The sequence below is a fragment of the Rathayibacter sp. AY1B5 genome (assembly GCF_002932795.1).
GTDB lineage: Bacteria > Actinomycetota > Actinomycetes > Actinomycetales > Microbacteriaceae > Rathayibacter.
The window spans coordinates 1-18,580 of sequence record NZ_PSWM01000017.1 but is presented as its reverse complement, the minus strand read 5'-3'; the positions used below and the strand labels follow the sequence as shown (position 1 = coordinate 18,580).

Sequence of the window (18,580 nt, the reverse complement as noted above, 5' to 3'; positions counted from 1 at the left end):
GTCCGCTTCGGCGGGCGGCCCCTCTCGTCGTTCCCGGGACGCCCGGCTAGCGTGGCCGCATGCCCTTCGTGAAGAGCGACCCCCGTGCCCGCCCGCAGTTCTTCGAGTGGGAGGCGGCCGGCCTGGGCTGGCTGCGCGAGGCGGACGGGGGTGCGCGCTGCGTCGGGGTGGAGGCGGTGTCGCCCGGGCGCATCGAGCTGGAGGAGATCCGCTCGGTCCGCCCGTCGGCCGAGTCGGCTCGCGCCTTCGGCGCCGCGCTCGCGCGGACGCACGACGCGGGAGCCACCGCCTTCGGAGCACCGCCCCCGGGCTGGACCGGCCCCGCGTACATCGGCCGCCGCGCGATGCCGTGCCGCCCCGACGACTCGTGGGGGCGCTTCTACGCGGAGCAGCGGGTGCGCCCGTTCCTGGGCCCCGCCGTGGAGGCGGGAACCCTCACCGCAGCCGAGTCGCGGGCCGTCGAGCGGGCGCTGGACCGGGTGGCGGCGGGCGCTTTCGACGACGGGGCGGGGCCCGCCAGGATCCACGGGGACCTCTGGACCGGCAACGTGCTCTGGTCGGCGGAGGGCGCCGTCCTGATCGACCCCGCCGCTCACGGCGGCCACCGCGAGACCGACCTGGCGATGCTGTCCCTCTTCGGCGCTCCGCACCTCGGCGCCGTCCTCGAGGGCTACCGCGAGCAGCATCCGCTGGAAGCCGGCTACGAGGAGCGGGTGCCGCTGCACCAGCTGCACCCGCTCGCCGTCCACGCCGCCGGTCACGGTCCCTCCTACGGCCGCGCCCTGGCCGACGCCGCGGCGCGGGTGATCGCGCTGGCCGGCTGACCGGCGCGCCCGCACCGTTCCCTCAGCCGGGAGCGCCACACTGAGGCACGCGCCGCCCTGTGCGCGTCGACAAGGAGGCATCATCGTGGATCTCGGGAAGCTCGGACGCCAGGCCGGCGAACTGCTCAACAGCCGGAAGGCCCAGGACGCGCTGCGGAGCGAGAAGGCCGAGCAGGTCTCCGACCAGACCCTCGAGAAGGCCGGCGAGATCGCCAGCCGCCTCACCAACGGCAAGTACGACGACCGCATCGAGGACCTGAAGCGCCAGGCCGACAAGCGGATCGGCAACGAGTAGCGGCTCCCGTCCGACTGCTCCTCCCCGCCGTCAAGCGGGTGCGGCCCTCCGATCCGCCGTCCTATCGTCGGATCGATGGCTGACACTCGCGCGCAACGACTCCGCAGGACCGATTCGAGCGGACGCGGCTACACCCGGGTGCGTGCGGGCTCCGGCTTCAGCTACCGCGACCCGAAGGGCGCGACGGTCGCCGACACGGAGCTGCGCGCGCGCTTCGACCGTCTCGGCATCCCGCCGGCCTGGACGGACGTCTGGATCGCCCCGTACCCCAACGGGCACATCCAGGCCACCGGCGTCGACTCGGCCGGCCGCCGCCAGTACATCTACCATCCGACCTGGCGCGAGCAGAAGGATCGGATCAAGTTCGACCGGGCACTGCGGCTCGCGGAGGCCCTGCCAGGGGCGCGCCGGGCCGTGACCATCGCCCTCCGATCGGACGGGCCCAGCCGCGAGCGGGCGCTGGCGACCGCCTTCCGGATGCTCGACACCGGGTCGCTCCGCGTCGGCAGCGAGAGGTACGCGAAGGAGCACGGCAGCATCGGCCTCTCGACGCTCCTGTGCGCGCACGCCACGACCCACGGGGACCGTGTCGCCCTCGCCTTCCCGGGGAAGAGCCACCAGGCGTGGACGAGCGAGATCCTCGACCACGATCTCTCGCGGGTCGTCCGTGCACTCAAGCGGCGCGGACCGAACGCCCGCCTGCTCGCCTGGAAGGACGGGCGGGAGTGGCGGCCGGTCTCGGCGCCCGAGATCAACGACTACGTGCGCGAGCGCGCGGGGGACGACTTCACGGCGAAGGACTTCCGCACTCTCCACGGCACGGTCGCCGCTGCGCTGAGCCTGGCGAAGTCGGGCCCGCAGGCCACGCAGCGCGCTCGGAACTCCGCGATCGCCCAGGCGATGCGCGACGCCTCCGACGTGCTCGGCAACACGCCCACGGTCGCCCGCGCCAGCTACGTCGACCCGCGACTGCTGGACCACTTCCGCGCCGGTGAGACGATCGACGCGTCGCGCCCCGCCTCGGCCGAGGCCGCCGTCCGGGCGCTGCTCTTCGAGTAGCAGGGGAGGCCCTCCTGCCCGCGGCGCGGCCGGGGATCATCGGCTCCGAGGGGAGGTCACGACGCGGTCGTGGAGGAGCCCTCCGGCGCGACACGCCCGGGTTGCAGGGGTGGGGCATCTGTGGGAGACTCTTCTAGTTCAAAATTTCCTCTCGGGCGGCGTGCTGCTCGGAGGGGGACACTGCCAGGCAGTGCCGAGACGGCATCGCGGAGGCTCGACCCGAGAGGGCGGCCACGCGGGTGCGACGTCGAGGCGGCGGGTAGCAGAACGACAACAACCGACATCTCAACGGGTTCTCCGTGCGTCGTGCGTTCTGCACGCCGATCGGAGCGCCCCCGGGATGCGGTGCTTTTGACAGAAGAACACTGGTTGCACTTTTCCGGGTCACCGGAGTTCCTTCGCGAGCGCGTCCAATGCGAGACGAGTCCGGCTCCGGCCGGGGGAGTCGCGTACGACGCAATAACAAGAGAGTGAGAGATCACACATGGCGGGACAGAAGATCCGCATCCGACTGAAGTCGTACGACCACGAGGTCATCGACACGTCGGCGCGCAAGATCGTCGACACGGTCACCCGTGCCGGTGCAACGGTGGTCGGCCCCGTGCCGCTGCCGACGGAGAAGAACGTGGTCTGCGTGATCCGTTCTCCCCACAAGTACAAGGACAGCCGCGAGCACTTCGAGATGCGCACCCACAAGCGCCTCATCGACATCATCGACCCGACGCCCAAGGCCGTCGACTCGCTCATGCGCCTCGACCTGCCGGCCGACGTCAACATCGAGATCAAGCTCTAAGGAGGAGTGCCACCATGTCTGTCACTGTTTCCCCCACGCTGAAGACCAGCAAGGGCCTCCTCGGCACCAAGCTCGGAATGACCCAGGTCTGGGACGAGGACAACAAGCTCGTGCCGGTCACCGTCATCGAGATCAGCCCCAACGTCGTGACCCAGGTCCGCACGGAGGAGAAGGACGGCTACACCGCCGTCCAGCTCGCCGCCGGTGCGATCGACCCGCGCAAGGTGAACAAGCCCGCCGCCGGTCACTTCGACGCCGCGGGCGTCACCCCCCGCCGCCACCTCACCGAGGTCCGCACCTCCGACGCCGCCGACTACTCGGCCGGCCAGGAGCTGACCGTGGACGCCGTCTTCGAGGCCGGCACCAAGGTCGACGTCGTCGGCACCAGCAAGGGCAAGGGCTTCGCCGGTGTCATGAAGCGCCACAACTTCAAGGGCGTCTCGGCTTCGCACGGTTCGCACCGCAACCACCGCAAGCCCGGCTCCATCGGCGCCTCCTCGACCCCCAGCCGTGTCTTCAAGGGCATGCGCATGGCCGGTCGCATGGGTGGCGAGCGCGTCACCGTGCTCAACCTCAAGGTGCACTCCGTCGACGCCGAGAAGGGCCTGCTGCTCGTCAAGGGCGCCGTCCCCGGTGCCCGCGGTCGCCTCGTGTTCGTTCGCAACGCCGTGAAGGGAGCGTAGTTCCATGGCTACCTCTGTCGACATCATCGACGTCAAGGGCCAGAAGGCGGGCTCGGTCGAGCTCCCCGCCGCGCTCTTCGACGTCCAGACCAACATCCCCCTCATCCACCAGGTCGTCGTGGCCCAGCTCGCCGCGGCGCGCCAGGGAACCCACAAGACGAAGAACCGCGGTGAGGTCTCCGGAGCCGGTCGCAAGCCGTTCAAGCAGAAGGGAACCGGTCGCGCTCGTCAGGGCTCGATCCGCGCCCCGCACATGACCGGCGGTGGCGTGGTCCACGGACCGACCCCCCGCAGCTACGCGCAGCGCACCCCCAAGAAGATGATCGCCGCGGCTCTGCTCGGCGCTCTCTCGGACCGCGCGCGCGGCGCCCGCATCCACGTGGTCGAGTCCCTCGCCCTCGGCGACACCCCCCGGACCAAGGACGTCCTCGTCCTGCTCGACGCCCTCTCGGTGTCGCGCAACGTCCTCGTGGTGCTCGAGCGCGACGACTACATCGCCGAGCTCTCGCTCCGCAACGTGCCGTTCGTGCACATCCTGCCGGCCGACCAGCTCAACGCGTACGACGTGCTCGTCTCCGACGACATCGTGTTCTCGAAGGGCGCGCTCGACGCGTTCATCGCGGCCAAGTCGGGCGTCGAGTCCAACAAGGAAGAGGTGAACGCATGAGCCAGTCCGCCGCGTTCAACAAGGACCCCCGCGACGTCATCATCTCCCCGGTGGTCTCGGAGAAGTCCTACGGACTGATCGACGAGGGCAAGTACACCTTCGTGGTCGACCCGCGTTCGAACAAGACCGAGATCAAGCTCGCCATCGAGAAGATCTTCGGCGTCGAGGTCGCGTCGATCAACACGCTGAACCGCCAGGGCAAGACCCGCCGCACGAAGTTCGGCACCGGCAAGCGCAAGGACACCAAGCGCGCGATCGTCACGCTGAAGTCCGGCTCCATCGACATCTTCACGAGCGTCGGCTGAGCCGAAGAAGCGTAGAGGAAACAGACAATGGCTATTCGTAAGTACAAGCCCACGACCCCCGGTCGCCGCGGCTCCAGCGTTGCCGACTTCGCCGAGATCACCCGCTCGACGCCCGAGAAGTCGCTCCTGCGCCCGCTGTCCAAGACCGGTGGCCGCAACAACTCCGGCCGCATCACGACGCGTCACATCGGTGGTGGCCACAAGCGCCAGTACCGCCTGATCGACTTCCGTCGCAACGACAAGGACGGCGTCAACGCCAAGGTCGCTCACATCGAGTACGACCCCAACCGCACGGCGCGCATCGCGCTGCTCCACTTCGTGGACGGCACCAAGCGCTACATCCTGGCCCCGAACAAGCTCTCCCAGGGCGACATCGTGGAGTCGGGCGCCGGAGCCGACATCAAGCCCGGCAACAACCTGCCGCTGCGCAACATCCCGACCGGTACGGTCATCCACGCCATCGAGATCAAGCCGGGAGGCGGCGCCAAGCTCGCCCGCTCGGCCGGCACCTCGGTCCGCCTCGTCGCCAAGGACGGCCCCTACGCGCAGCTCCGCCTGCCGTCGGGCGAGATCCGCAACGTCGACGCGCGCTGCCGCGCCACGATCGGCGAGGTCGGCAACGCCGAGCAGTCGAACATCAACTGGGGCAAGGCCGGCCGCATGCGCTGGAAGGGCGTCCGCCCGACCGTCCGCGGTGTCGCGATGAACCCGGTCGACCACCCGCACGGTGGTGGAGAGGGCAAGACCTCCGGTGGACGCCACCCGGTCAGCCCGTGGGGTCAGTCCGAGGGACGCACCCGTCGCCCCAACAAGGAGAGCGACAAGCTCATCGTTCGCCGCCGCACCGCCGGTAAGAAGCGCAAGTAGGAGTTGTAGAAGATGCCTCGCAGTCTCAAGAAGGGCCCCTTCGTTGACGACCACCTGCTCCGCAAGGTGTTCACGGCCAACGAAGCCGGCAACAAGAACGTCATCAAGACCTGGTCGCGCCGTTCGATGATCATCCCGGCGATGCTGGGTCACACCATCGCGGTCCACGACGGTCGCAAGCACATCCCCGTGTTCGTGACCGAGACCATGGTCGGCCACAAGCTCGGCGAGTTCGCCCCCACTCGGACCTTCCGCGGTCACGAGAAGGACGACAAGAAGGGCCGTCGCCGCTGACGCGGCGACGAGAAGGAGGAGAGAAATGGTGGAGTCGATCGCACGCGTGCGACACATCCGCGTCACCCCCCAGAAGGCTCGCCGTGTCGTGAACCTGATCCGCGGGAAGCAGGCTCAGGAGGCACTGGCCATCCTGAAGTTCGCGCCGCAGGGTGCGTCCGAGCCCGTCTACAAGCTCGTCGCCTCGGCGATGGCCAACGCTCGCGTCAAGGCCGATGCCTCGAACGAGTACCTCGACGACCAGGACCTGATCGTGTCCCGCGCCTTCGTCGATGAGGGAACCACCCTCAAGCGATTCCAGCCCCGTGCTCAGGGTCGTGCCTTCCGCATCAACAAGCGCACCAGCCACATCACCGTCGTGCTGGCCACTCCTGAGGAGGGGACCAAGTAATGGGTCAGAAAGTAAACCCCTACGGTTTCCGTCTGGGAATCACCACCGACCACGTGTCGCGCTGGTTCTCCGACAGCACCAAGAAGGGCCAGCGGTACAGCGACTACCTCGCCGAGGACGTCAAGATCCGCCGACTCCTCGCCACGCAGCTCGACCGTGCGGGCGTCGCCCGCATCGAGATCGAGCGCACCCGTGACCGCGTCCGCGTCGACATCCACACCGCCCGCCCGGGCATCGTGATCGGTCGCCGCGGCGCCGAGGCCGAGCGCATCCGCGCCGACCTCGAGAAGCTCACGGGCAAGCAGATCCAGCTGAACATCCTCGAGGTCAAGAACCCCGAGGCCGAGGCTCAGCTGGTCGCCCAGGGCATCGCCGAGCAGCTCTCCGCCCGCGTGGCCTTCCGCCGCGCGATGCGCAAGGGCCTGCAGGGTGCTCAGCGCGCCGGCGCCAAGGGCGTCCGCATCCAGGTCTCCGGCCGCCTCGGCGGCGCCGAGATGAGCCGCTCGGAGTTCTACCGCGAGGGACGCGTGCCGCTGCACACCCTCCGCGCGAACATCGACTACGGCTTCTACGAGGCGAAGACCACCTTCGGCCGCATCGGCGTGAAGGTCTGGATCTACAAGGGCGACATCACCAACAAGGAGCTCGCCCGCGAGCAGGCGAACAGCAAGTCGTCGCGCCCCGAGCGCAGCGACCGTCCGCGCCGTGCACCCCGCCAGCAGAGCGAGGCGCCCGTCGCAGCAGGAGTTGAGGCATAACCATGTTGATTCCGCGTCGAGTCAAGCACCGCAAGCAGCACCACCCGGGCCGGTCCGGCCAGGCCACCGGTGGCACCAAGGTGTCGTTCGGTGAGTTCGGCATCCAGGCCCTCACCCCCGCCTACGTGACCAACCGTCAGATCGAGTCCGCTCGTATCGCGATGACGCGTCACATCAAGCGCGGCGGAAAGGTGTGGATCAACATCTACCCCGACCGTCCGCTCACCAAGAAGCCCGCCGAGACCCGCATGGGTTCCGGTAAGGGCTCGCCGGAGTGGTGGGTCGCGAACGTCAAGCCGGGTCGCGTCCTCTTCGAGGTCGCCGGCGTCGACGAGCAGCTCGCTCGCGAGGCCATGACCCGTGCCATCCACAAGCTGCCCCTCAAGGCACGCATCATCAAGCGCGAGGAGGGAGACGCGTAATGGCGATCGGATCCAAGGAGCTCGCCCCCGCCGAGCTCGACACCTACGAGGACGAGCGTCTCGTCACCGAGCTGAAGAAGGCCAAGGAGGAGCTGTTCAACCTCCGCTTCCAGTCGGCCACCGGTCAGCTGGACACCAACGGCCGCCTGCGTGCCGTCAAGCGCGACATCGCCCGCATCTACACGGTCATCCGTGAGCGCGAGCTGGGCATCCGCGCCACCCCCGCACCCGTCGAGGCTCCGGCCAAGGCGGAGAAGAAGCCGAAGACCAAGAAGGCCGCCAAGGCCGAGGTCGAGGCGACCGAGTCGAACGAGGAGGCCAAGTAATGGCAACCGTCAATGACAGCGCCGGCCACGAGTCGGCCGCCCACGACGTGAAGGAGGCGGGCGCTCGCGGATACCGCAAGACCCGTCGCGGCTACGTCACCAGCGACAAGATGGACAAGACCATCGTCGTCGAGGTCGAGGACCGGGTGAAGCACCCGCTGTACGGCAAGGTCATCCGCCGTACGTCCAAGGTCAAGGTCCACGACGAGCTGAACTCCGCCGGCATCGGCGACTCCGTCGTCATCAGCGAGACCCGTCCCCTCAGCGCCACCAAGCGCTGGCGCCTGGTCGAGATCCTCGAGAAGGCCAAGTAGGCCGCGGCCTACTTGAGTTAGCAGGAGAGACACATGCTTCAGCAAGAATCCCGAGTCAAGGTCGCCGACAACACCGGCGCCAAGATGCTCCTCACCATCCGCGTCCTCGGAGGCTCCGGCCGCCGCTACGCGGGCCTCGGTGACATCATCGTCGCCACCGTCAAGGACGCGATCCCCGGTGGCAACGTGAAGAAGGGCGACGTGGTCAAGGCCGTCATCGTCCGCACCATCAAGCAGACCCGTCGAGCCGACGGCTCGTACATCAAGTTCGACGAGAACGCCGCCGTCATCCTCAAGAACGACGGGGACCCCCGTGGCACCCGCATCTTCGGACCGGTCGGTCGCGAGCTCCGCGACAAGAAGTTCATGAAGATCGTCTCGCTGGCACCGGAGGTTATCTAGTCATGGCCAAGATCAAGAAGGGTGACCTCGTCCAGGTCATCTCGGGAGCTACCCAGGCCCGCGGTGGAGACCGCGGCAAGCAGGGCAAGGTCCTCGAGGTGCTGGTCGAGCGCAACCGCGTCGTCGTCGAGGGCGTGAACTTCGTCAAGAAGCACGTCCGCGTCGGCCAGACGCAGCGCGGCTCGAAGGAGGGGGGCATCGAGACCGTCGAGGCCTCGATCCACATCTCCAACGTCGCGCTCGTCGACCCGAAGACCAAGAAGCCGACCCGGGTCGGCCACCGCAACGTGGCCGTCACCAAGGACGGCGTGACCAAGACCGTTCGCGTGCGCTACGCGAAGGCGTCGGGTGAGGAACTGTAATGACTGACACCACCGCAGTGGCTGCGAAGGTTCAGCCGCGGCTCAAGGCCAAGTACCAGGCCGACATCATCCCCGCTCTCAAGGAGCAGTTCGGCTTCGGCAACGTCCACCAGGTCCCCGGCCTGGTCAAGGTCGTCGTCAACACCGGTGTCGGTGAGGCTGCCCGCGACGGCAAGATCATCGACGGCGCGGTCAAGGACCTCACCGCCATCACCGGTCAGAAGCCTCAGGTCACCAAGGCCCGCAAGTCCATCGCGCAGTTCAAGCTGCGCGAGGGCCAGGCCATCGGCGCTCACGTCACCCTCCGTGGCGACCGCGCCTGGGAGTTCCTGGACCGCCTGCTCTCGGTGGCGCTGCCCCGCATCCGCGACTTCCGCGGACTGTCGGACCGCCAGTTCGACGGCAACGGCAACTACACCTTCGGCATCACGGAGCAGTCGATCTTCCACGAGATCGACCAGGACCGCATCGACCGCGTCCGCGGCTTCGACGTGACCGTCGTGACCACCGCCAAGACCGACGACGAGGGCCGCGCGCTGCTCAAGCAGCTCGGCTTCCCGTTCAAGTCGGCGGACAACGCGTAAGCAGCAAGCCTCGAGGCCGGGGGACGGTGAGAACCGCCCTCCGGCCTCGTCGTGCGTCCGCCGCCGGACCGGTCCGCCCGGAGCCGGCGGCGGGAGCCATGCGGGATCTCCGGATCCCGTGCACGATCGGCCCTCGACCGCAGGACCTCGGCCATGTAGCATGGCTCGTTGGCCTGCGTTCGCGCGGCCGCATGGGCGTCGACGTCGTCGGCGCCGTCCCACACCACAGGTCGTCACTCTTGTAAAGGGTGCCGAAACCAGGCGAGAAAGGCACCATCAGCCATGACCATGACTGATCCGGTCGCAGATCTGCTGACCAGAATCCGTAACGCGAACTCCGCGCACCACGACTCCATCACCCTCCCGGGCTCGAAGCTCAAGGCGAACATCGCCGAGATCCTCAAGACCGAGGGCTACATCGCCGACTGGAAGGTCGAGGAGGCGCGCGTCGGCACGACGCTCTCCATCTCCCTCAAGTACGGCCCGAACCGCGAGCGCTCGATCGCCGGCATCAAGCGGGTCTCGAAGCCCGGACTCCGCGTGTACGCGAAGTCGGCCGAGATCCCCACCGTGCTCGGCGGCCTCGGCGTCGCCATCCTGTCCACCTCGAGCGGTCTGCTGACCGACCGCCAGGCCGAGAAGAAGGGCGTGGGTGGGGAAGTCCTCGCCTACGTGTGGTAACCCCTCATGTCGCGTATTGGAAGACTCCCCATCGAGATCCCGGCGGGCGTCGACGTCTCCGTCGCCGGATCCGCTGTGACCGTCAAGGGCCCCAAGGGCGAGCTGACCGTCTCGGTCGCCAGCCCCATCCAGGTGTCCGTCGAGAACGGCCAGGTGCTGGTCTCGCGTCCCGATGACGAGCGCGAGTCGCGCTCGCTCCACGGCCTCACCCGCACGCTCATCGCGAACGACATCATCGGTGTCACGCAGGGCTACTCCAAGGGCCTCGAGGTCGTCGGAACCGGTTACCGCGTGCTGGCGAAGGGCTCGGACATCGAGTTCGCGCTCGGCTTCTCGCACCCGGTCGTCGTCACTCCGCCCGCGGGCATCTCGTTCACGGTCGAGGGCAACAACAAGCTCACCGTGCACGGCATCTCGAAGCAGGCCGTCGGTGAGGTGGCCGCCAACATTCGTAAGATCCGCAAGCCCGAGCCCTACAAGGGCAAGGGCGTGCGCTACGCCGGCGAGGTCGTTCGCCGCAAGGCCGGAAAGAGCGGTAAGTGATCATGGGACTCGGAACCAGAGGAAAGAGCAAGTCCGCTGCGCGCGGTCGTCGTCACGACCGTCTGCGCAAGAAGGTCGTCGGATCCGCCGAGCGCCCCCGCCTCGTCGTCAACCGCTCGGCCCGCCACGTCTTCGTGCAGGTCGTCGACGACGCTCAGGGCCGCACCCTCGCGTCGGCGTCGACCCTCGAGGCCGACCTGCGCGTGTTCGACGGCGACAAGACCGCCAAGGCGCGCAAGGTCGGCGAGCTCGTCGCCGAGCGCGCCAAGAACGCCGGTGTCGAGGCGGTCGTCTTCGACCGCGGAGGCAACAAGTACGCCGGTCGCGTCGCCGCGATCGCCGATGGAGCACGAGAGGCAGGGCTCAACCTGTGAGCGCCGCAGAGAACAAGGAACCCGAGGTCGCCGCTGTGTCGGAGGCCCCCGTCGAGACCGCTGCGTCCACGCAGCCGCAGCAGGAGGCTCGTGAGCCCCGCCGCGGCGGCCGCGACCGCAACCAGGGTGGCCGCGACCGCGGTGGCCGTGACGCCGAGAAGAGCCAGTTCCTCGAGCGCGTCGTGACCATCAACCGCGTGTCGAAGGTCGTCAAGGGCGGTCGTCGCTTCAGCTTCACCGCGCTTGTGGTCGTCGGAGACGGCAACGGACTGGTGGGCGTCGGCTACGGCAAGGCCCGCGAGGTCCCGACCGCCATCTCCAAGGGCGTCGAAGAGGCGAAGAAGAACTTCTTCCGCGTCCCCCGCGTCGCCTCGACCATCCCGCACCCCGTCCAGGGTGAGGCCGCCGCCGGTGTGGTGCTCCTGCGCCCCGCCGCCGCGGGTACCGGTGTCATCGCCGGCGGTCCCGTCCGCGCCGTCCTCGAGTGCGCCGGCATCCACGACGTCCTGAGCAAGTCGCTCGGCTCGTCGAACACCATCAACATCGTCCACGCGACCGTCGAGGCTCTGAAGCAGCTCGAGGAGCCGCGCGCCGTCGCCGCCCGTCGTGGTCTCGACTTCGACCAGGTCGCGCCGGCACGTCTCGTCCGTGCCGAGGCCGACGCCCTCGCCGCCGCGTCCAACGCGAAGGCAGGTGCCTGATGGCCCAGCTCAAGGTGACCCAGATCAAGTCGAAGGTCAGCGAGAAGCAGTACCAGCGCGACACGCTGCGCTCGCTCGGCCTCAGGAAGATCGGTCAGAGCGTCGTCCGCGAGGACAACGCCCAGAACCGCGGATACGTGAAGACCGTCGCCCACCTGGTGAAGGTCGAGGAGATTGACTAATGGCTGAGACGAAGAAGGCCGCCGCCGCGGAGTCCACGACTCCCGCGCAGGCGACCACCACGAAGGGCGCGGCGGCGCCGGCGACCAAGGAGCACGTGCTCAAGGTCCACCACCTCCGCCCCGCTGCCGGAGCCAAGAAGGCCAAGACCCGCGTGGGTCGCGGTGAGGGCTCCAAGGGAAAGACCGCCGGTCGCGGCACCAAGGGCACCAAGGCCCGCTACCAGGTGCGCGTCGGCTTCGAGGGTGGGCAGATGCCGCTGCACATGCGCACCCCGAAGCTCCGCGGCTTCAAGAACCCGTTCCGGGTCGAGTACCAGGTCGTGAACCTGTCCGCTCTCGCGGAGCTCTACCCCCAGGGCGGCGACGTCACCATCGGCGACCTGGTCGCCAAGGGTGCTGTCCGCAAGAACGAGAAGGTCAAAGTCCTCGGGGACGGCGACATTGCGGTTAAGCTGAACGTCGCGGTCGACAAGGTCTCCAGCTCTGCCGAGCAGAAGATCGTCGCTGCGGGCGGATCCATCAAGTAGCACCAGCAGCTTGTCGGTCGAGCTTGCCACGCCGACTCCCTCCGGGAGCGCGTGGCAAGCTCGACCTGTATCCCGCACCACAGAATTGAGCAGGAGACCTTAGGTAGTGTTTGGCGCCGTTGCGCGGATCTTCCGCACCCCCGACCTCCGCCGCAAGATCGGCTTCACTCTCGCGATCGTGGCGATCTTCCGGCTGGGATCCTTCATCCCTGCTCCATTCGTCGACTTCAGCGCCGTGCAGGCCTGTCTCGCCGGCAACCAGGGCACCTCGGGTCTCTACGAGCTCGTGAACCTCTTCAGCGGTGGAGCACTGCTCCAGCTGTCGATCTTCGCGCTCGGGATCATGCCGTACATCACGGCGTCGATCATCGTGCAGCTGCTGCGCGTGGTCATCCCTCACTTCGAGACGCTGTACAAGGAGGGGCAGTCCGGTCAGGGCAAGCTCACCCAGTACACGCGGTACCTCACCATCGCGCTCGGCGTCCTCCAGTCGACGACGCTGATCACCGTCGCCCGCTCGGGAGCCCTCTTCGGCAACTCCGGCGTGCCGGAGTGCTCGGCGCTCATCATCACCGACGAGTGGTACTCCATCCTGCTCATGGTCGTCACCATGACCGCGGGCACCGGAATCATCATGTGGATGGGCGAGCTCATCACCGAGCGCGGCATCGGCAACGGCATGTCGCTGCTGATCTTCACCTCGATCGCCGCCCAGTTCCCCACCTCGCTCTGGTCGATCGCGCAGTCGCGCGGCTTCGAGACCTTCCTCCTCGTCCTCGGCGTGGGCCTCGTGCTCGTGGTCGCCGTGGTTTTCGTGGAGCAGTCCCAGCGGCGGATCCCCGTGCAGTACGCCAAGCGGATGGTCGGCCGCCGCACCTACGGCGGCAACAACACCTACATCCCGATCAAGGTCAACATGGCCGGCGTCGTGCCCGTCATCTTCGCCTCGTCGCTCCTGTACCTGCCCGCGCTCATCGCGCAGTTCAATCAGCCCGCCGCGGGCCAGGAGGCACCGGTCTGGGTCACCTGGATCACGAACTACCTCACCAAGGGCGATCACCCGCTCTACATGGCGCTGTACTTCCTCCTGATCGTGGGCTTCACCTACTTCTACGTCGCGATCACCTTCAACCCGGACGAGGTCGCCGACAACATGAAGCGCTACGGCGGCTTCATCCCCGGCATCCGCGCCGGCCGCCCGACCGCCGAGTACCTCAACTACGTGCTCACCCGCGTGACGCTCCCCGGATCGGTCTACCTCGGCCTCATCGCGCTCGTGCCCCTCGTGGCCCTCGCGCTGGTCGGGGCGAACCAGAACTTCCCCTTCGGCGGCACGTCCATCCTGATCATCGTCGGAGTCGGCCTGGAGACGGTGAAGCAGATCGACTCCCAGCTGCAGCAGCGCCACTACGAAGGACTCCTCCGATGACGTCGCACCCGATCGGCTTCCGTCTCCTGCTGATCGGCCCTCCCGGCGCAGGCAAGGGGACCCAGGCCGCTCGACTGAGCGACATCCTCCGGGTGCCCGCCATCTCGACCGGGGACATCTTCCGCGCGAACGTCGCCAACGAGACCGAGCTCGGCCTCCAGGCGAAGGCCTACCTCGACGCCGGCCGCTACGTGCCGGACGAGCTGACCAACGCGATCGTGCACGACCGCCTCCAGGAGGCGGACGCGTCGACCGGGTTCCTGCTGGACGGCTACCCGCGCACCACGGAGCAGGTCGACGAGCTCGACCGCATCCTCGCCGCCGACGACAACCGGCTCGACGCGGTCGTCCAGCTGACGGCCGATCCCGACGAGGTCGTCGGCCGCCTGCTCAAGCGCTCGCTCGAGCAGGGGCGCAGCGACGACACCGAGGACGTCATCCGGCGCCGACTCGCGCTCTACGAGGAGCAGACCGCGCCGCTCATCGACGTGTACGCGGCCCGCGGGCTCGTGGTCGTGGTCGACGGACTCGGGCCGGTCGACGAGGTGACCGAGCGGATCGTCGTCGCCCTCGAGGGCCACCGGGTGGGCCGCCTCGACACCCCGGCCGCCTGAGCCGTGGCGTTCCGCTCCTCGCTGTACAAGACGCCCGCGCAGCTGCGGTCGATGCTCGCTCCGGGCCTCGCGACGGCCGCGTCGCTCGACGCGGTCCGCGCGGCGATCCGACCGGGGGTCACCACGCTCGAGCTCGACGCGATCGCCGAGGCGGCGATCGTCGAGCTCGGCGGCCACTCGAACTTCCAGCTCGTCCCGGGCTACCGGCACACGATCTGCTCCTCGGTCAACGACGAGGTCGTCCACGGAATCCCCGGCGGGCGCGTGCTCGAGCCGGGCGACCTGGTCTCCATCGACAGCGGCGCCGAGATCGACGGCTGGAACGGCGACTCCGCGATGACGGTCGTCCTGCCCGATCCCTCCCGCCCCGAGGAGGTCGCGGCGCGCGCCGAGCTCTCGCGGGTGACCGAGGGATCCCTCTGGCGGGGGATCGCCGCCCTCGCCTCCGCCCGCCACCTCAACGAGGTCGGCGCGGCGATCGAGGAGTACATCGAGGACGAGGCCGAGCGCTCGGGCCGCGTCTACGGCATCCTGACCGACTACATCGGCCACGGCATCGGGCGCACCATGCACGAGGCTCCGCCGGTCTTCAACTACCGGGTGCGCCAGCGCGGCCCCGAGGTGAAGCCGGGGCTCGTCGTCGCGATCGAGCCGATGGTCACCGCGGGCAGTGCCGAGACGTTCGTCCGCGAGGACGAGTGGACGGTCGCGACCGAGGACAGCAGCATGGCCGCCCACTGGGAGCACTCCGTCGCCGTGCACCACGACGGCATCTGGGTCACCACGCTCGCCGACGGCGGCGCGGCCGGCCTCGCCCCCTACGGGATCGTGCCGACGCCCTTCGCCTGAGGCGTGCGGCGCCTGCTTCTGCCGGGTGCGCGGCCTCCGCGCGGTCTCGTGCCCACCGGATCGGAGCCGACGCGCGTCCGGCGGTGATGATGCGACCCAGTGAGGGTCGCCGGCGCGTGACACGGTCTTCCGCGGCGAGGGCGGTCCACCGGACCGCCCGGCTGCCGCCTCGGAGGAGCCGGTGCGGGTGATCGACAGTCAGCTGTCGATCACTCGCACCAGCTCCTCGATGAAGCCGCCGAAGTCCGTCGAGCGCCGGATGAGGCGCTGCACCTCCGCCCGGTCGGCGAACACCTCGACGAACTGGTCGAACACCGACTGGAAGGTGCTGCGGCCGGCCGAGGCGAACGCGATCATCGCGATCACGTTCACCCGCTGCTCGCCCCACTCCATCGCCGTGTCGTTCACGACGATCGCTATGGAGGTGCGGCGGGCGCTCATCGCCATCGCGTGCGGGACCGCGAGGTTGTCGGTGAAGGCCGTGGAGCTCATCCGCTCGCGCTCGATGGCGCCGTCGACGTAGTCCTCGTCGATGATGCCGCCGGCGATCATCCGCTCGCCCAGCATCCGGATCATCGCCGCCTCGTCGCGCGCGTGCACGTTGCGGAAGAACAGCTCCTCGTCGAAGAACTGGAGCAGCTCGTCCTTGATCTGCGCGCGGCGGCGGTGCCGGCGGACGCGGGCGATCGCCCGGCGCACCGTCTCGACGTCGTGGTCGGTGAGGAACGGCTGCACGACCACGACGTCGTCGGACGCGGGACGCTCGTCGATCGTGGTGATCACGAGGTCGGCGGTGAGCCGGCCCCAGTCGACGTCGCTCCGCGTGATCAGCGAGCGCACCTCCACCTCGGTTCCGAGCGAGCGCTCGACGCGCAGACGCAGCATGTGCGCGAGGTCGTAGTAGTTGGGGCAGACGATCACGCAGGACAGCCGCTCCTCCCGCCGCGACACCCGCTCGAGGAACGAGCCGACGTGGAGGGCGATGTAGGCGATCTCGTCCTCGTTGACCACGATGCCCCTCCGGCGCTGCAGCCCGCTCGCCAGGAACACCGCGATCTCGTACGTCATCGGGTAGCTGGTCTTGATCGAGCGCGTCAGCGGATTGCGGGAGTAGCCGCCCTCGGAGGCCCGGGCGATCAGGTTCCGCACGTGCAGGGCGAGGCGGACGATGAAGCCCTCGTCGTCGAGGTCGACCAGGTACTCGCGGTTCACATCGGCGACGAGATCGCGGACGACGGTGAGGTCCTCCGGGTCGAGGTAGTTCTCGACCACGGTGGCGACCGGCTCGTTCTGCCCGGGCGTCGCCACCCGCGTCGTCATCAGGATCGCGAGCTGGGCGAGCTCGGCGTCGGTCAGGCGCGTCGCGAAGTGCCGCTCGACCAGCTCCGCCAGCAGGGCGGCGAGCTCGCCGTGGATCGCGGGGGAGGGGCGGGAGCCGGAGGAGTCCCCGATGCCGCGGGCGACCCGGTCGACGGCGATCGCGATGTGGAGGAGGACGCTGTTCACGCCGTAGTCGTTGATGTAGTAGCCGCGGGTCTCGAGCTCGGCCAGCAGCTCGGTCTTGAACGCGCCGAGCCCGGGGGAGGCGAACTCGCGCTGGACGTCGTCGAGGGTGAAGACCCCCTGCGCGCTCTCGTCGCGGAACATGCGGGAGATCAGGCGGCGGCGGGCCTCCTCGCTGCCCTCGAGGCGCACCGACGGGCCGCGGCGGACCAGTCCGAGGCCGGCCTCGTCGGCGAGGGACTTCACCCGGCGCAGGTCGGCGTCGACCGTCGACTCACTCACCGACAGCGCCTCGGCGAGGGCGAAGACGTCCAGGCCCTCGTCGGAGTCGACCAGACGGCGGACGATGCTGTACAGCCGGTCGCGCGGGGTGTCGGGCTCGACGTCGCGGCTGCGCTGCGCCTCCAGGTACGCCGCGTACGCCTCGCGCGCGAGCCGGTAGCCGTTCGCGGAGGACTCGACCGGCTCCAGCGGGGCCGCCTGCGCCTTCACCGCGGTGACGTAGCTCCGGACGCTGCGGGTGGTGACCCCGAGCCTGTCGGCGAGCTCGTGCGCCGTCACCCAGCCGTCGGCGCGGGAGAGGTACTCCAGCAGTCGTTCGCGGTTGTCAGGCATCAGGCTCCAGGCGTGCGGTCGGGGCGGGCGCCGGGAGCGCCACGACCGTGCCGCGGGCCCGCAGGACGCGGGCGGCGAGTCGTACGTCCCGCCAGTCAATCACCCCGGCGACGCGCCCGGGAGTCCCCGCGCCGCGGGCGGAAGGGGCCGTCTTCCGCCCCCGCGGAAGATTGTCTGCTGGAGGGTGCCGCCCCTCCGAGGGGATGCTTGGATGAATCACGACCCGGACGCGAGGAGGCGAACGAGGTGCGGAAGATCCTGATCGTCTGCGGTGCAGGCGCGTCGAGCACGTTCCTGGCCCACCGGCTGCGAGCGGGCGCGAAGGAGCGCGGCATGGATGCCGTGTTCCGCTCCGAGACCCTCACCGGTCTCGACAACTCCCTCCCCGAGGCCGACGTCCTCCTCGTGGGGCCGCACCTCGAGTCGCAGTTCGACGGACTCCGCCACCGTGCGGAGCTCGTGGGTGCCGCGGCCGCCCTCCTCCCGCCCGATGTCTTCGGAGCGCACGGTGCCGATGCCGTGCTCGAGACCCTTCCCGTCCTCTTCGCCGCTCGCGCGGTCGTCGCGGGCGCGGACGGGGACTCCTCCACCCGCCCGGTCCGTCCGGGCGAGCCCGACTCCGGGCACCACTGATGCAGTCGCGACTGCAGGATCAAGGAGAAACGTTCATGGTCGAGCGCACCGTGCAGGTTGCATCGTCGAAGGGCCTCCACGCCCGCCCCGCCTCGCTGTTCAGCCAGGCCGCGGCGAAGTCGGGTCAGAAGGTCCTCGTCGCCAAGGGCGACGCGACCCCGGTCAACGCCGCGTCGATCCTCGGGATCATCTCGCTCGGCATCGAGCACGGCGACGAGCTCACCGTCACCGTCGAGGGCGACAACGAGCAGGCCGTGCTCGAGGAGCTCGCGACCTTCCTCACCACCGACCACGATGCGTGACGCGTAGCGTCACGAACGGCGGCGAGCCCCGGCGCACACGGCGCCGGTAGCCGCGGCAGCCCCTGGAGCGTGACGGCACCCGTGACGCATCGCGTCACGCAAGGCGGCCAGCCCCGGCGCACACGGCGCCGGAAGCCGCGGCAGCCTCTGAGACGCAACGGCGACCCTCAATGGGTCGCACGAGGTGCCTGCGAGACCCGGCCCCACGAGGAGGACGTCGGCCTCGGGGAGGGAGTTGTCGAGACCGGTGAGGGTCTCGGAGCGGAACACGGCATCCATGC

Annotated in this window: 29 protein-coding genes; 28 read left to right on the top strand and 1 reads right to left on the bottom strand. The window is 69.1% G+C overall.

Annotation, left to right across the window (positions count from 1 at the left end; all coding sequences use genetic code 11):
- The first annotated feature begins 59 nt into the window (after positions 1-59).
- The 26 genes from C5D44_RS11435 to map all read left to right on the top strand — a co-directional run bounded on the left by C5D44_RS11435 (position 60) and on the right by map (position 15,246).
- The gene (locus C5D44_RS11435) at positions 60-824 is read left to right on the top strand and encodes a fructosamine kinase family protein (protein ID WP_104277014.1); all 765 of its coding nucleotides are present in this window, start codon (positions 60-62) and stop codon (positions 822-824) included.
- Positions 825-909: 85 nt separating this feature from the next.
- Positions 910-1,119 (top strand): antitoxin, encoded by a 210-nt coding sequence (locus C5D44_RS11430; RefSeq protein WP_159939075.1) that lies wholly within the window; start codon positions 910-912, stop codon positions 1,117-1,119.
- 75 nt (positions 1,120-1,194) lie between these two features.
- Positions 1,195-2,178, top strand: coding sequence for a DNA topoisomerase IB (locus C5D44_RS11425; RefSeq protein WP_104281705.1), 984 nt, complete (start codon positions 1,195-1,197; stop codon positions 2,176-2,178).
- Between the two features lie 484 nt (positions 2,179-2,662).
- Entirely contained in the window at positions 2,663-2,971 is a 309-nt protein-coding gene (gene rpsJ, locus C5D44_RS11420; protein ID WP_005050520.1) for a 30S ribosomal protein S10, read from the top strand.
- A 14-nt stretch (positions 2,972-2,985) separates the two neighbouring features.
- On the top strand, positions 2,986-3,654 hold the full coding sequence (rplC, locus tag C5D44_RS11415; protein WP_104277017.1) for a 50S ribosomal protein L3: 669 nt from the start codon (positions 2,986-2,988) through the stop codon (positions 3,652-3,654).
- 4 nt (positions 3,655-3,658) lie between these two features.
- Positions 3,659-4,321, top strand: a complete 663-nt coding sequence (rplD, locus tag C5D44_RS11410; RefSeq protein WP_104224565.1) for a 50S ribosomal protein L4 — start codon at positions 3,659-3,661, stop codon at positions 4,319-4,321.
- Positions 4,318-4,626 (top strand): 50S ribosomal protein L23, encoded by a 309-nt coding sequence (gene rplW / locus C5D44_RS11405; RefSeq protein ID WP_068209445.1) that lies wholly within the window; start codon positions 4,318-4,320, stop codon positions 4,624-4,626. The genes rplD and rplW overlap by 4 nt, the downstream gene beginning before the upstream one ends.
- 27 nt (positions 4,627-4,653) lie before the next feature.
- Complete coding sequence (rplB, locus tag C5D44_RS11400; protein WP_055787074.1) at positions 4,654-5,493, top strand: 50S ribosomal protein L2; 840 nt, start codon at positions 4,654-4,656, stop codon at positions 5,491-5,493.
- Positions 5,494-5,505: 12 nt separating this feature from the next.
- Positions 5,506-5,787 carry a 30S ribosomal protein S19 gene (gene rpsS, locus C5D44_RS11395; RefSeq protein ID WP_055787078.1) on the top strand — a complete coding sequence of 94 codons (282 nt, stop codon included), beginning with the start codon at positions 5,506-5,508 and terminating at the stop codon, positions 5,785-5,787.
- 25 nt (positions 5,788-5,812) lie between these two features.
- Positions 5,813-6,178 (top strand): 50S ribosomal protein L22, encoded by a 366-nt coding sequence (gene rplV / locus C5D44_RS11390; protein WP_077221988.1) that lies wholly within the window; start codon positions 5,813-5,815, stop codon positions 6,176-6,178.
- Complete coding sequence (rpsC, locus tag C5D44_RS11385) at positions 6,178-6,936, top strand: 30S ribosomal protein S3 (protein ID WP_068209439.1); 759 nt, start codon at positions 6,178-6,180, stop codon at positions 6,934-6,936. Before rplV ends, rpsC begins: the two co-directional genes overlap by 1 nt.
- Positions 6,937-6,938: 2 nt before the next feature.
- Positions 6,939-7,358, top strand: coding sequence for a 50S ribosomal protein L16 (gene rplP, locus C5D44_RS11380; protein WP_068209436.1), 420 nt, complete (start codon positions 6,939-6,941; stop codon positions 7,356-7,358).
- Positions 7,358-7,684 carry a 50S ribosomal protein L29 gene (gene rpmC, locus C5D44_RS11375; RefSeq protein ID WP_104224564.1) on the top strand — a complete coding sequence of 109 codons (327 nt, stop codon included), beginning with the start codon at positions 7,358-7,360 and terminating at the stop codon, positions 7,682-7,684. Before rplP ends, rpmC begins: the two co-directional genes overlap by 1 nt.
- The gene (rpsQ, locus tag C5D44_RS11370; RefSeq protein WP_104224563.1) at positions 7,684-7,998 is read left to right on the top strand and encodes a 30S ribosomal protein S17; all 315 of its coding nucleotides are present in this window, start codon (positions 7,684-7,686) and stop codon (positions 7,996-7,998) included. Before rpmC ends, rpsQ begins: the two co-directional genes overlap by 1 nt.
- 33 nt (positions 7,999-8,031) lie before the next feature.
- A complete protein-coding gene (gene rplN / locus C5D44_RS11365) occupies positions 8,032-8,400 on the top strand; it encodes a 50S ribosomal protein L14 (RefSeq protein WP_104224562.1) in 369 nt (122 codons plus the stop codon).
- A 2-nt stretch (positions 8,401-8,402) separates the two neighbouring features.
- The gene (rplX, locus tag C5D44_RS11360) at positions 8,403-8,762 is read left to right on the top strand and encodes a 50S ribosomal protein L24 (protein ID WP_104224561.1); all 360 of its coding nucleotides are present in this window, start codon (positions 8,403-8,405) and stop codon (positions 8,760-8,762) included.
- Positions 8,762-9,346, top strand: a complete 585-nt coding sequence (rplE, locus tag C5D44_RS11355) for a 50S ribosomal protein L5 (protein WP_104281704.1) — start codon at positions 8,762-8,764, stop codon at positions 9,344-9,346. The genes rplX and rplE overlap by 1 nt, the downstream gene beginning before the upstream one ends.
- A 282-nt stretch (positions 9,347-9,628) precedes the next feature.
- Positions 9,629-10,027, top strand: a complete 399-nt coding sequence (rpsH, locus tag C5D44_RS11350) for a 30S ribosomal protein S8 (RefSeq protein WP_068209423.1) — start codon at positions 9,629-9,631, stop codon at positions 10,025-10,027.
- A 6-nt stretch (positions 10,028-10,033) separates the two neighbouring features.
- Positions 10,034-10,570, top strand: coding sequence for a 50S ribosomal protein L6 (gene rplF / locus C5D44_RS11345; protein WP_104224560.1), 537 nt, complete (start codon positions 10,034-10,036; stop codon positions 10,568-10,570).
- Positions 10,571-10,572: 2 nt separating this feature from the next.
- Entirely contained in the window at positions 10,573-10,944 is a 372-nt protein-coding gene (gene rplR, locus C5D44_RS11340) for a 50S ribosomal protein L18 (protein WP_056037296.1), read from the top strand.
- Positions 10,941-11,645: a 30S ribosomal protein S5 gene (rpsE, locus tag C5D44_RS11335; RefSeq protein WP_104224559.1), complete on the top strand. Its 705-nt coding sequence runs from the start codon at positions 10,941-10,943 to the stop codon at positions 11,643-11,645. The genes rplR and rpsE overlap by 4 nt, the downstream gene beginning before the upstream one ends.
- Positions 11,645-11,827, top strand: a complete 183-nt coding sequence (gene rpmD / locus C5D44_RS11330; RefSeq protein WP_181024623.1) for a 50S ribosomal protein L30 — start codon at positions 11,645-11,647, stop codon at positions 11,825-11,827. The genes rpsE and rpmD overlap by 1 nt, the downstream gene beginning before the upstream one ends.
- Positions 11,827-12,354, top strand: coding sequence for a 50S ribosomal protein L15 (rplO, locus tag C5D44_RS11325; RefSeq protein WP_104226755.1), 528 nt, complete (start codon positions 11,827-11,829; stop codon positions 12,352-12,354). The genes rpmD and rplO overlap by 1 nt, the downstream gene beginning before the upstream one ends.
- A 106-nt stretch (positions 12,355-12,460) precedes the next feature.
- Positions 12,461-13,783, top strand: a complete 1,323-nt coding sequence (gene secY / locus C5D44_RS11320) for a preprotein translocase subunit SecY (protein WP_104277019.1) — start codon at positions 12,461-12,463, stop codon at positions 13,781-13,783.
- Positions 13,780-14,397 carry an adenylate kinase gene (locus C5D44_RS11315; RefSeq protein WP_181110094.1) on the top strand — a complete coding sequence of 206 codons (618 nt, stop codon included), beginning with the start codon at positions 13,780-13,782 and terminating at the stop codon, positions 14,395-14,397. Before secY ends, C5D44_RS11315 begins: the two co-directional genes overlap by 4 nt.
- Positions 14,398-14,400: 3 nt before the next feature.
- Positions 14,401-15,246 (top strand): type I methionyl aminopeptidase, encoded by an 846-nt coding sequence (map, locus tag C5D44_RS11310; protein WP_104277020.1) that lies wholly within the window; start codon positions 14,401-14,403, stop codon positions 15,244-15,246.
- Positions 15,247-15,444: 198 nt separating this feature from the next.
- Here the strand turns inward: map and C5D44_RS11305 are convergent, their stop codons facing one another.
- Positions 15,445-17,364, bottom strand: coding sequence for a transcription antiterminator (locus C5D44_RS11305; RefSeq protein ID WP_104281703.1), 1,920 nt, complete (start codon positions 17,362-17,364; stop codon positions 15,445-15,447).
- Between the two features lie 207 nt (positions 17,365-17,571).
- On the opposite strand from C5D44_RS11305, the gene C5D44_RS11300 reads away from it, so the two are divergent.
- Positions 17,572-17,997 (top strand): PTS sugar transporter subunit IIB, encoded by a 426-nt coding sequence (locus C5D44_RS11300; protein WP_146088037.1) that lies wholly within the window; start codon positions 17,572-17,574, stop codon positions 17,995-17,997.
- A gap of 35 nt (positions 17,998-18,032) precedes the next feature.
- Positions 18,033-18,299, top strand: coding sequence for an HPr family phosphocarrier protein (locus tag C5D44_RS11295; RefSeq protein WP_104277022.1), 267 nt, complete (start codon positions 18,033-18,035; stop codon positions 18,297-18,299).
- Positions 18,300-18,580: the final 281 nt, after the last annotated feature.

Excerpts from the sequence above, each read along its gene's own strand:
- C5D44_RS11315 (WP_181110094.1), top strand. The coding sequence starts at position 13,780 with ATGACGTCGCACCCGATCGGCTTCCGTCTCCTGCTGATCGGCCCTCCC.
- rplR (WP_056037296.1), top strand. The coding sequence starts at position 10,573 with ATGGGACTCGGAACCAGAGGAAAGAGCAAGTCCGCTGCGCGCGGTCGT.
- rplW (WP_068209445.1), top strand. The coding sequence starts at position 4,318 with ATGAGCCAGTCCGCCGCGTTCAACAAGGACCCCCGCGACGTCATCATC.
- rplF (WP_104224560.1), top strand. The coding sequence starts at position 10,034 with ATGTCGCGTATTGGAAGACTCCCCATCGAGATCCCGGCGGGCGTCGAC.
- C5D44_RS11305 (WP_104281703.1), bottom strand. The coding sequence starts at position 17,364 with ATGCCTGACAACCGCGAACGACTGCTGGAGTACCTCTCCCGCGCCGAC.
- rplN (WP_104224562.1), top strand. The coding sequence starts at position 8,032 with ATGCTTCAGCAAGAATCCCGAGTCAAGGTCGCCGACAACACCGGCGCC.
- rplP (WP_068209436.1), top strand. The coding sequence starts at position 6,939 with ATGTTGATTCCGCGTCGAGTCAAGCACCGCAAGCAGCACCACCCGGGC.
- rpsQ (WP_104224563.1), top strand. The coding sequence starts at position 7,684 with ATGGCAACCGTCAATGACAGCGCCGGCCACGAGTCGGCCGCCCACGAC.
- C5D44_RS11425 (WP_104281705.1), top strand. The coding sequence starts at position 1,195 with ATGGCTGACACTCGCGCGCAACGACTCCGCAGGACCGATTCGAGCGGA.
- rplO (WP_104226755.1), top strand. The coding sequence starts at position 11,827 with ATGGCTGAGACGAAGAAGGCCGCCGCCGCGGAGTCCACGACTCCCGCG.
- rplE (WP_104281704.1), top strand. The coding sequence starts at position 8,762 with ATGACTGACACCACCGCAGTGGCTGCGAAGGTTCAGCCGCGGCTCAAG.
- C5D44_RS11435 (WP_104277014.1), top strand. The coding sequence starts at position 60 with ATGCCCTTCGTGAAGAGCGACCCCCGTGCCCGCCCGCAGTTCTTCGAG.
- rpsH (WP_068209423.1), top strand. The coding sequence starts at position 9,629 with ATGACCATGACTGATCCGGTCGCAGATCTGCTGACCAGAATCCGTAAC.
- rplC (WP_104277017.1), top strand. The coding sequence starts at position 2,986 with ATGTCTGTCACTGTTTCCCCCACGCTGAAGACCAGCAAGGGCCTCCTC.
- rpsC (WP_068209439.1), top strand. The coding sequence starts at position 6,178 with ATGGGTCAGAAAGTAAACCCCTACGGTTTCCGTCTGGGAATCACCACC.
- rpmC (WP_104224564.1), top strand. The coding sequence starts at position 7,358 with ATGGCGATCGGATCCAAGGAGCTCGCCCCCGCCGAGCTCGACACCTAC.
- rplD (WP_104224565.1), top strand. The coding sequence starts at position 3,659 with ATGGCTACCTCTGTCGACATCATCGACGTCAAGGGCCAGAAGGCGGGC.
- C5D44_RS11295 (WP_104277022.1), top strand. The coding sequence starts at position 18,033 with ATGGTCGAGCGCACCGTGCAGGTTGCATCGTCGAAGGGCCTCCACGCC.
- rplV (WP_077221988.1), top strand. The coding sequence starts at position 5,813 with ATGGTGGAGTCGATCGCACGCGTGCGACACATCCGCGTCACCCCCCAG.
- rpmD (WP_181024623.1), top strand. The coding sequence starts at position 11,645 with ATGGCCCAGCTCAAGGTGACCCAGATCAAGTCGAAGGTCAGCGAGAAG.
- rplX (WP_104224561.1), top strand. The coding sequence starts at position 8,403 with ATGGCCAAGATCAAGAAGGGTGACCTCGTCCAGGTCATCTCGGGAGCT.
- rpsS (WP_055787078.1), top strand. The coding sequence starts at position 5,506 with ATGCCTCGCAGTCTCAAGAAGGGCCCCTTCGTTGACGACCACCTGCTC.
- rpsJ (WP_005050520.1), top strand. The coding sequence starts at position 2,663 with ATGGCGGGACAGAAGATCCGCATCCGACTGAAGTCGTACGACCACGAG.
- rplB (WP_055787074.1), top strand. The coding sequence starts at position 4,654 with ATGGCTATTCGTAAGTACAAGCCCACGACCCCCGGTCGCCGCGGCTCC.